Consider the following 8,900-nt stretch of genomic DNA (forward strand, 5'->3'; position numbering starts at 1 on the left):
AAAAAATAGAAATCTAAAAAATACGTTTAGTAATTATACCCGTATTTTTTATAGGATGCTAAACCATCAAGAATATTACATTACCCTTACTATGTACCAATAGTATATTTATATGATAAAGCTTAGTAAAAAAATTATACTGTTTGATGGTGTTTGCAATCTTTGCAATGGTGCAGTTCAATTTGTAATTAAACGAGATAAAAAGGAACAGTTTCTCTTTACTCCTTTACAAAGTGAAACTGGGAAAAAACTTTTAAAAGAGCGTGGAATTGATACCATACAAATAGATTCTATCATCCTAATCGAACCCAATGTGGTTTATTTTGTTAAATCGGATGCAGCTTTAGAAATTGCAAAAAACCTAAACAGCCCATGGAAGATCATACACCTACTTAAGGTGTTTCCGAAAGGTTTAAGAGATTTCGTATACGATTTTATTGCTAAAAACAGATACCGTTGGTATGGCAAAAAAGAGCAATGTATGGTACCCACACCAGAATTGAGAGCCAAATTTTTAGACTAACTAATTCAAATAGGAGCTTTACTCATTTAAACCACCTATACACCCATTATTACTTTTTAAAGAACAATTATAAATATAAGTTTACTGTATAACCAATACAAAAACTTATGAAAAAGCTTCTCTTCTTTTTATGCCTATTTCCATTAATTACTTTTGGAAACGACCAACAGATTCCTTCCAAAATAAAGGAAGTAACCGTTTATTTAAGCGGTGCCGAAATTAGTAGAAATGCTTCTTTTTTACTGAAAGAAGGAACTACACAAATAACTTTTACGGGACTATCTACAAAAGTAGACGAGAGCAGTATTCAAATTTCGGGTCTACAGGCTGCCTCTATCTTATCCATGTCATACGACATTAATTATTTGGCAAAACCAGTAAACAAACCAGAAATAGAGCTTTTACGAAAACAAATAAAAGTGATAGAAGAAAAAATAGCCTTGTTCAATAACACCATTAGAGGTTTGGACGAAGAAGAAAAAGTGATTGTAACAAATCGCCTAATAAGCTCTGAAACACAGGCCGTAGATTTAGCAAGAATAATAGAAATTAGCACCTATTACCGAGAGCGAATTACAGCTATTAAAAATGCTGTTTATTCCACCAAACATCAAATTAGCAATTTGTCCGAGGAGAAAAGCGTCATAAAAAAGCAATTAAAGGAGCTAAACCAAACACCCGAAAAAAAACAAGGCGAGCTAACTATTGTCTTTGATTCCCCTATTTCCATTAATTTAAACCTAGAATTTTCTTATATCGTTAGTGATGCTGGTTGGATACCAACCTACAACCTAAAATCTAGTGCCATTAATGCTCCTTTAAAATTAGCGTATAAAGCCCATGTATACCAAAAAACTGGAAACGATTGGGAGCAAGTAAAAATTAACCTATCTACAGGTAACCCAAATACCAATGTTACCAAACCTAATCTAGGAACCAAGTATTTAAACTTCACCAATGGCTATAAAAACAAATACAGCACTAGTTCTATTAAAAAAAGTAAATACCATTATAATCCTTCCGTGAAACAAGTTACCGGTACTTTGGTAGATGAATCTGGAATGCCATTACCGGGCGCAACCGTAATAATCAAAGGCACCAACCAAGGAACACAAACAGATTTCGATGGTAATTTTATCCTTAAAATTACCCAAGGACAAGAGCTAGAATTCTCGTACATAGGCTATATAACACAAGATATCCCTATTTTCTCTTCGGTTATGAATATACAAATGGAAGAAAATGCTGAAATGCTAGAGGAAGTTGTAGTTGTTGCTTATGGTACAAGCAGTGGTTTATCTGGGCGCGCTTCTGGAGTGCAAATTAGAGGCGCTTCTAGTATCTCCGAACCAAAACTTCCATTGTATGTTATTGATGGTATTGTTGCAGAAAATTTTGTGGAAGGAGATTTAGATACAGACGAAATACAATCTATAGAAGTACTCAAAGGAGCAAATGCAACTTCTATATATGGCACAAGAGGCTCCAATGGAATTGTGGTAATAACCACAAAGAAAAGCAACGCAAAAGAAGAGGTAATTCAGACTACATTTGAAATTAAAAAATCGTATACGATAACCTCTGATGCCGATATAACAGCGATTGAGATAAATACTTTCTCTCTAGATGCCAAATATGAATATTTAGCGGTGCCCGTACTAAATGAGAATGTATTTTTAACTGCAACCTTTAAAGATTGGGAAAAATACAACCTTTTACCAGGAGAAGCCAGTATTTATTTTAACGGTTCCTTTGCCGGTAAAACAACTATTGATCCATACACGGTAAAAAAAGAAATGACCCTCTCTTTAGGTGTGGATGACACTATTACCGTTACTAGAAAAAGAATAAATGATTTTAAAAGTAAATCTTTCTCTGGCGGTAATCGTATTTTAAATAAAGGCTATGCATTGGAGATTAAAAACAACAAAACCTCCTCTATTGCCATAAAAGTAATAGACCGTATTCCATTATCTCAAAACAAAGAGATACGGGTAGATGATATTAAAATAAATACGGCAGATTACAATTCTAAAAAAGGAATACTTAGTTGGGAATTAAATATCGCCTCCAAACAAACCGAGAAATTAGATTTTTCATATCAAATAAAATACCCGAAAGTAAAGCATATTTCGTTATAATTAATGCCTTAAATAAACGCCCTCGAAGGAGACCTAAGAGGCATTAAAAGGAAACATACTATACTTCGATGCCTACATCAAAACATAAAACCCATTAGTAGGAATAAACACCTACTGTAAATGCGTTGTTTAGATCTAAAACAACTAATTTCGCAGTAGGTGTTTTTCTTTCTAGCAGCTAGACAACCCCTATATTAATACTAAATAAATATGGAAAAATTATCGCACTGGATATATTTTAAACTACAAGATTTAGGAATGTCCGAGGTTTGGGCCAAGTACCTAAACATGCTCCTTTTAGTAATTATATTGGTATTATTCTTATTCCTGATTGATTATATAATTCGAAAAATCATAGTAAATACCTTCGGTAGGCTTACGACTAATTCCAAAACAAAGTTTGATGATTTTTTAGTTCGTAATAAAACACCACGCAATATTGCCCATATTGTTCCTATCCTAGTTGCTTATGAGACGGTTCCCTATATTTTTAGGGATTTCTCTGGACTAGAAAACATTCTATTTAAAGTTATTGAGGTTTTTGGCATTATTCTTTTCCTTTGGATTATTCGTAGTTTATTAAACACTATTAAAGACTTCTTTAAAACCCTTCCTAATCTTAAAGACAAGCCCATAGACAGCTATATTCAGGTATTCATGATTTTTTCCTGGGCGATTGGTATTCTTTTTGCCTTTTCTATTATCACAGGAATGGAGTTATGGAAGTTTTTAACCGCTTTAGGTACTGCTTCTGCTGTAATAATTTTAGTTTTCAGAGATACTATTCTAGGTTTTGTTGCCAGTATCCAAGTCTCTATTAACGATATGGTGCGTATTGGAGATTGGATAACCTTTGAAAAATATGGCGCTGATGGTGATGTAATAGAAATTAACCTATCTACAGTTAAGGTGCAGAATTTTGATAAAACCATTACCACCATTCCTACCTATGCTTTAATTTCTGATTCGTTTAGAAACTGGAGAGGTATGACTAATGCGCAAGGGAGGCGAATTAAACGTGCTTTAATCCTAAAACAGGAAAGTATACACTTTTTAACCAATGATGAAGTAGAGAGTCTAAAAAAGATACGTCTTCTTACACCTTACCTTTCTTCCAAGGAAGAAGATATAAATAACTATAACAGCGAAAATAAAATAGATAAATCTGTTTTAATAAACGGTAGAAACCTAACGAACATTGGCGTTTTTAGAAAATATATGGATTTATATCTTAACAATCATTCGGGAATTAATAAAGAAATGATGATTATGGCAAGACAATTAGCTCCTACAAGTCAAGGTTTGCCTCTAGAAGTTTATGCATTTAGTAATGATAAACGTTGGGAAAACTACGAATATATTATGGCCGATGTTTTTGACCATTTATTGGCTGCTATCCCCTATTTTAAATTAGAAGGGTTTGAATTACCAAGTAGTACTAATTTTAAAAACAAATAAAAATAAATATTATTTTGAATAATTTGATATTTATTCTTTCATTCCATATTTGTAACCTATACGCAAAGTAAAATTGAGAATAAATTCATTTCCATTAATGTTTGTTGGATTTTTTGTAAATGGATCTACACCTATTCCTGAGACGAATTCAATATTCCACCTATAATTTATATTACGTCTCATTCCCCAAGAAAAAATCAGAAAAACCCCTCCATAGGTATCATTTTCACCAATTGGCGAATAAGCTAAAATTTTAGGATAGTAACGAACAGACATGGAGGCAAAATTGCCACTATTATGAAACGTATTGTTACTATTACTTATTCTTTTTTTAGAATTGTAGTACCATCTAGGTTCTAAAGAAGCAGTAGGTAAAAAAGTTAAATATTGATTTTGATTTGCAAAATATGGGGCTTCATAACCAATTTCAGTGCGAAATGCCCAGTTTAAAGACAATCGAGATTCATTATGCCACCATACTCCTAATAAACCAGTTTGTAAACCATTAATAGATTCATCAACGATTTGTGCGTTACACATAGAAATAAAGAAAAACAAAAGAAAGGGCCCGCGAAAGAAATTATTCAAATTTCAAATAGGTATTGGTTCTACCTTCTAAACGTAACAAAAATCAATTTCGTATGTGCTAAAAAAACCCAAAAAACCCTCTTTATACAAAGAAAATTAAGCGAAATATAAATTACTTAGTAGTCCCTAATTTTTTTTAAAAACTAGCACTACCAAGCAATCAGAATTATTTTAAACATATTATGATTCTTAACGAACTTCGTCTAAATGGTCATCCCATTCCTCTACATGAGGTTCTCCTAGTTTACCTACAGATTTAGCTACAACCATAGAAACAGTAGCATCCCCAGTTACATTGATAACCGTTCTACACATATCTAAAGGTCTATCTACAGCAAATATTAATGCCAAACCTACCGCAAATTTGTCTGGCGGAAAACCAACAGATTCTAGTACTATAACCAACATTACCATTCCTGCTCCAGGTACAGCTGCTGAACCAATAGATGCAAGCAAAGCGGTCAATACTATAGTTAGTTGATCTGCAAGAGTAAGATCAAAACTCAATGCTTGCGCAATAAATACTGCTGCCACAGCTTGATACAAACTAGTACCATCCATATTTATAGTAGCTCCAACAGGTAGCACAAAACTAGAAACCTCTTTATCTACTCCTATATGCTCTTCTACTCGTTCCATTGTTACCGGTAAAGTAGCTGCACTAGAAGAGGTTGAAAAAGCCAATAATTGAGCTGGACTTATTTGCTTTAAAAACCAAAACGGGTTCTTTTTGGCATAAACAGCAACTACAATGCAGTAAAAAACAATCATTAGCAAAAGCCCTAGAACTACTACCATTGCATATTTAAGCAATGCAAGTAATAAATCTGGATCACTTGAAGAGACTACCACGCTGGACAAAAGTGCAAAAACAGCATAAGGAGCCGAAAGCATAATTAAATCGACCATCTTAAGGACAACATCATTTAAAGAATCGAAAAAATCTTTTAAAGGTTGTGCCTTTTTTTCTCCAATCAATAGCATACTAATACCCAGAAAAATAGCAAAAAAGATAACTTGCAGCATTAAACTGTTATTACCTAGGGCTTTTACAGCGTTATCTGGCACCATATCCTCTAAAAATTGTAATGGCCCTGCACCTTTTTGGCTGGTTGCCTCTTCAATTTTAGATAAAACACCACTATCTTGAGCGTAAGTACTAGTAAGTTTATTAATTGTTTCTTCGGATATTCCGTCTCCAGGATTGGTAATATTTACCAACACCAAACCAATAGTAATAGCTACCACAGTAGTTAAAATATAGATTACAATAGTACGGATCCCTATATTTTTAAATTTAGAAATATCTTTTAAATCGGATATTCCTTTAATCAACGAAGCCAGTATTAAAGGGATTGCAATAAGCTTCAAAAGCTTAATAAAAATAGTCCCTAAAGGTTTAATCCAATTGGTTACAAAAGAAACACCCCAGTCTAATTGGGTCATTCCGAAACCAAAGACAATTCCCAATAACATACCTATGAGAATTTGCCAATGCAATTCTAATTTTTTCATTTAGTCAGTTTTAAAGGCTGAAAGATACCTATTTAGACTGGAAAACCACAAAAAATTAAGAATTCTATAATTTAATAGTACGATTCATAAGTGCATAATCTGCAATAACCAAAGCTGCCATAGCCTCTACAATTGGAACTGCTCTTGGAACCACACAAGGGTCATGACGACCCTTACCTTGGGTCTTTACCATATTACCCTCTTTATCTATAGTTTCATACGGCTGAATTACGGTAGCAACTGGCTTAAAAGCAACCTTAAAGTAAATATCCATACCATTACTTATACCACCTTGAATTCCACCACTATAGTTTGTTTTCGTAGTACCATCTGAATTGAATTTATCGTTGTGCTTACTGCCTTTCATTTTCACCCCTTCAAAACCACTACCGTATTCAAATCCTTTTACTGCATTTATAGAGAGCATAGCTTTGCCAAGCTCCGCATGAAGCTTATCAAAAGCAGGTTCCCCTAAGCCAATAGGAACATTTTTTATAACACAGGAAATAACACCGCCTATAGTATCGCCTTCTTTACGAACCTCTTTTATGTAGTTCTCCATTTTTTCTGCCATTGCAGTATCTGGGCAACGAACTGGATTCGACTCGGTAAGAGAAAAATCTAACTCCGCATACTCTTTATCTAATTTTAGATCACCTACTTGAGAGACATAGGCATTAAATGTAATTCCACTTAAAAACTGTTTAGCAATAGCACCTGCTACTACTCTACTTGCTGTTTCTCTAGCAGAGCTTCTTCCTCCTCCTCTATAATCACGAAAACCATATTTTTTATCGTACACATAATCCGCATGCGATGGCCTATAAGAATCCTTAATATGTCCGTAATCATGTGATTTTTGATTGGTATTGAATATAGCAAACCCTATTGGTGTACCCGTTGTCTTACCTTCAAAAATTCCGGAATGAAAATCTACCGTATCTGGTTCTTTTCTTTGCGTAACAATAGCCGACTGCCCTGGTTTTCTTCTATTTAATTCCTCTTGTATAGCATCCAAATCTAAAGTTATTCCTGAAGGACAACCATCAATAACCCCTCCAATAGCAACACCATGAGACTCTCCGAATGTCATTAATTTAAATAAGTTTCCAAAAGTATTGCCAGCCATATTGTATTATTTACTGCAAATGTAATTTTTATATAATAAAAACCGAAATTAAGAACTGGCTTAATACCCCTATAACCTAATCTTTACTTTATTCTCATTTTATTAACCTTTTTATTAAGATTATTTGATTTCAATTTCACCTCTTATTTATACCTAATGGTTTTATTTGTAAGAAATACCACATTCCTTGAAAAAACGAAAAATTGAACTAGCCGTAATATCCGATGTCCATTTAGGCACACCTAGTAGTCGCACCCAAGAGTTAAGAAACTACTTAAATAGCATACAACCCAAAACCCTTATCTTAAATGGAGATATACTAGATACTTGGAACGAAAATCCTGAATACTTCCCAAACGCCCACTTAAAAGTAATTCGTAAGATTTTAAGTATGGCATCTAAAGGTACCAAAGTGATATACATTACTGGAAACCATGATGAAAGATTAAGAAGGTTTAGCACTAGTTTTAAAGGTAATCTAAAAATAACCGACAAGCTTGTTTTAAAATTAGATGGTAAAAAGGCTTGGTTTTTTCATGGCGACATTTTCGATATTTCTACTAAAAATAGTAAATGGATTGCTAAAATAGGCGATGCTGGCTATTATGCACTACAACTTCTAAACAGATTAAATAGTTGGGTTTTAAAAAAATTAGAAAAACCTCCTTATTCTTTATCTGACAAACTAAAAAAAGGTATCTCTAGTAATATTAAAACCATTGAAAATTTTGAAAAAACAGTTACAGAATTAGCCATAGATAATGGGTACTCTTACGTTATTTGTGGACACACCCATCTACCTAAAAAAGAAGTTTTTTTCACCAATAAAGGAAAATGCACCTATCTAAATTCTGGAGATTGGGTAGAAAACCTTACAGCATTAGAATACACCTTTAAACGCTGGAAAATATACCGTTATAGCCACGACAAGCTCATACCATTCTTCGTTGATGAAGAACTAAAAAGCAAATCGATACACGAACTAGTAGCTTCTTTATACATGTCTATACCTGCAACCCAAAAAATTAAAGAAAAAACTACTAAAAAAGAGAGTCTACTAAGCTAAAGCCTCTTTTAATATTGTAATTGGGTGCAACGCCTGCCTTTTTGTGCCATCGTGAATTTGATGCCTACAACTGGTTCCATTTGCCGCTATAATGGTTTCTTTAGAAGCACTCCTTATCGCAGGGAATAATTTTAACTCTCCTACTTGCATACTTACCTCATAGTGCTCTTCTTCATAACCAAAAGACCCTGCCATACCACAACAGCCAGAACTAATAATAGAAACAGTATAGTTTTCTGGCAAATTCAACATATCAAAAGTTACTTTTTGATTAGATAAAGATTTTTGATGGCAATGGTTATGTATTTTAACCTCCTTAACCTCCTTTGTAAACGAATCCGAAGTAAGTACTCCTTTTTCAATTTCCAAAGCAATAAACTCTTCTATAATAAAAGTATTTTTAGAAATAGATTCTAACGTTTCTTTATCCTCAGAAAAACGCTTGTACTCATCTCTAAAAGTTAAAATAGCAGATGGTTC

General features: G+C 33.5%; 7 protein-coding genes and 1 pseudogene. 4 read left to right on the top strand and 4 right to left on the bottom strand.

Features of this window, described 5'->3' with window-relative positions; translation table 11 throughout:
- The first annotated feature begins 112 nt into the window (after window positions 1-112).
- The 3 genes from QZZ51_RS15130 to QZZ51_RS15140 all read left to right on the top strand — a co-directional run bounded on the left by QZZ51_RS15130 (window position 113) and on the right by QZZ51_RS15140 (window position 4,122).
- Window positions 113-523 (top strand): thiol-disulfide oxidoreductase DCC family protein, encoded by a 411-nt coding sequence (locus tag QZZ51_RS15130; protein WP_291871177.1) that lies wholly within the window; start codon window positions 113-115, stop codon window positions 521-523.
- Between the two features lie 107 nt (window positions 524-630).
- Window positions 631-2,664, top strand: coding sequence for a mucoidy inhibitor MuiA family protein (locus QZZ51_RS15135; RefSeq protein ID WP_291871179.1), 2,034 nt, complete (start codon window positions 631-633; stop codon window positions 2,662-2,664).
- Window positions 2,665-2,874: 210 nt separating this feature from the next.
- Window positions 2,875-4,122, top strand: coding sequence for a mechanosensitive ion channel domain-containing protein (locus tag QZZ51_RS15140; RefSeq protein ID WP_291871181.1), 1,248 nt, complete (start codon window positions 2,875-2,877; stop codon window positions 4,120-4,122).
- Between the two features lie 30 nt (window positions 4,123-4,152).
- Here the strand turns inward: QZZ51_RS15140 and QZZ51_RS15145 are convergent, their stop codons facing one another.
- From QZZ51_RS15145 to aroC, 3 genes are all read right to left on the bottom strand, one after another.
- Window positions 4,153-4,662 carry a hypothetical protein gene (locus tag QZZ51_RS15145; protein WP_291871183.1) on the bottom strand — a complete coding sequence of 170 codons (510 nt, stop codon included), beginning with the start codon at window positions 4,660-4,662 and terminating at the stop codon, window positions 4,153-4,155.
- 237 nt (window positions 4,663-4,899) lie between these two features.
- Complete coding sequence (locus QZZ51_RS15150) at window positions 4,900-6,225, bottom strand: dicarboxylate/amino acid:cation symporter (protein WP_291871185.1); 1,326 nt, start codon at window positions 6,223-6,225, stop codon at window positions 4,900-4,902.
- A 64-nt stretch (window positions 6,226-6,289) separates the two neighbouring features.
- Window positions 6,290-7,354: a chorismate synthase gene (aroC, locus tag QZZ51_RS15155; protein WP_291871187.1), complete on the bottom strand. Its 1,065-nt coding sequence runs from the start codon at window positions 7,352-7,354 to the stop codon at window positions 6,290-6,292.
- A 187-nt stretch (window positions 7,355-7,541) separates the two neighbouring features.
- Between aroC and QZZ51_RS15160 the strand changes: the two genes are divergently transcribed.
- Window positions 7,542-8,420, top strand: coding sequence for a UDP-2,3-diacylglucosamine diphosphatase (locus QZZ51_RS15160; protein ID WP_291871190.1), 879 nt, complete (start codon window positions 7,542-7,544; stop codon window positions 8,418-8,420).
- On the opposite strand, the pseudogene QZZ51_RS15165 reads toward QZZ51_RS15160, so the two are convergent.
- Window positions 8,412-8,900 (bottom strand): annotated as a pseudogene (locus tag QZZ51_RS15165) (FAD-binding oxidoreductase); the annotation flags it as partial. The gene QZZ51_RS15160 and the pseudogene QZZ51_RS15165 overlap by 9 nt on opposite strands.

This window comes from Maribacter sp. (genome assembly GCF_016744255.1).
In the GTDB taxonomy this organism is placed as follows: domain Bacteria; phylum Bacteroidota; class Bacteroidia; order Flavobacteriales; family Flavobacteriaceae; genus Maribacter_B.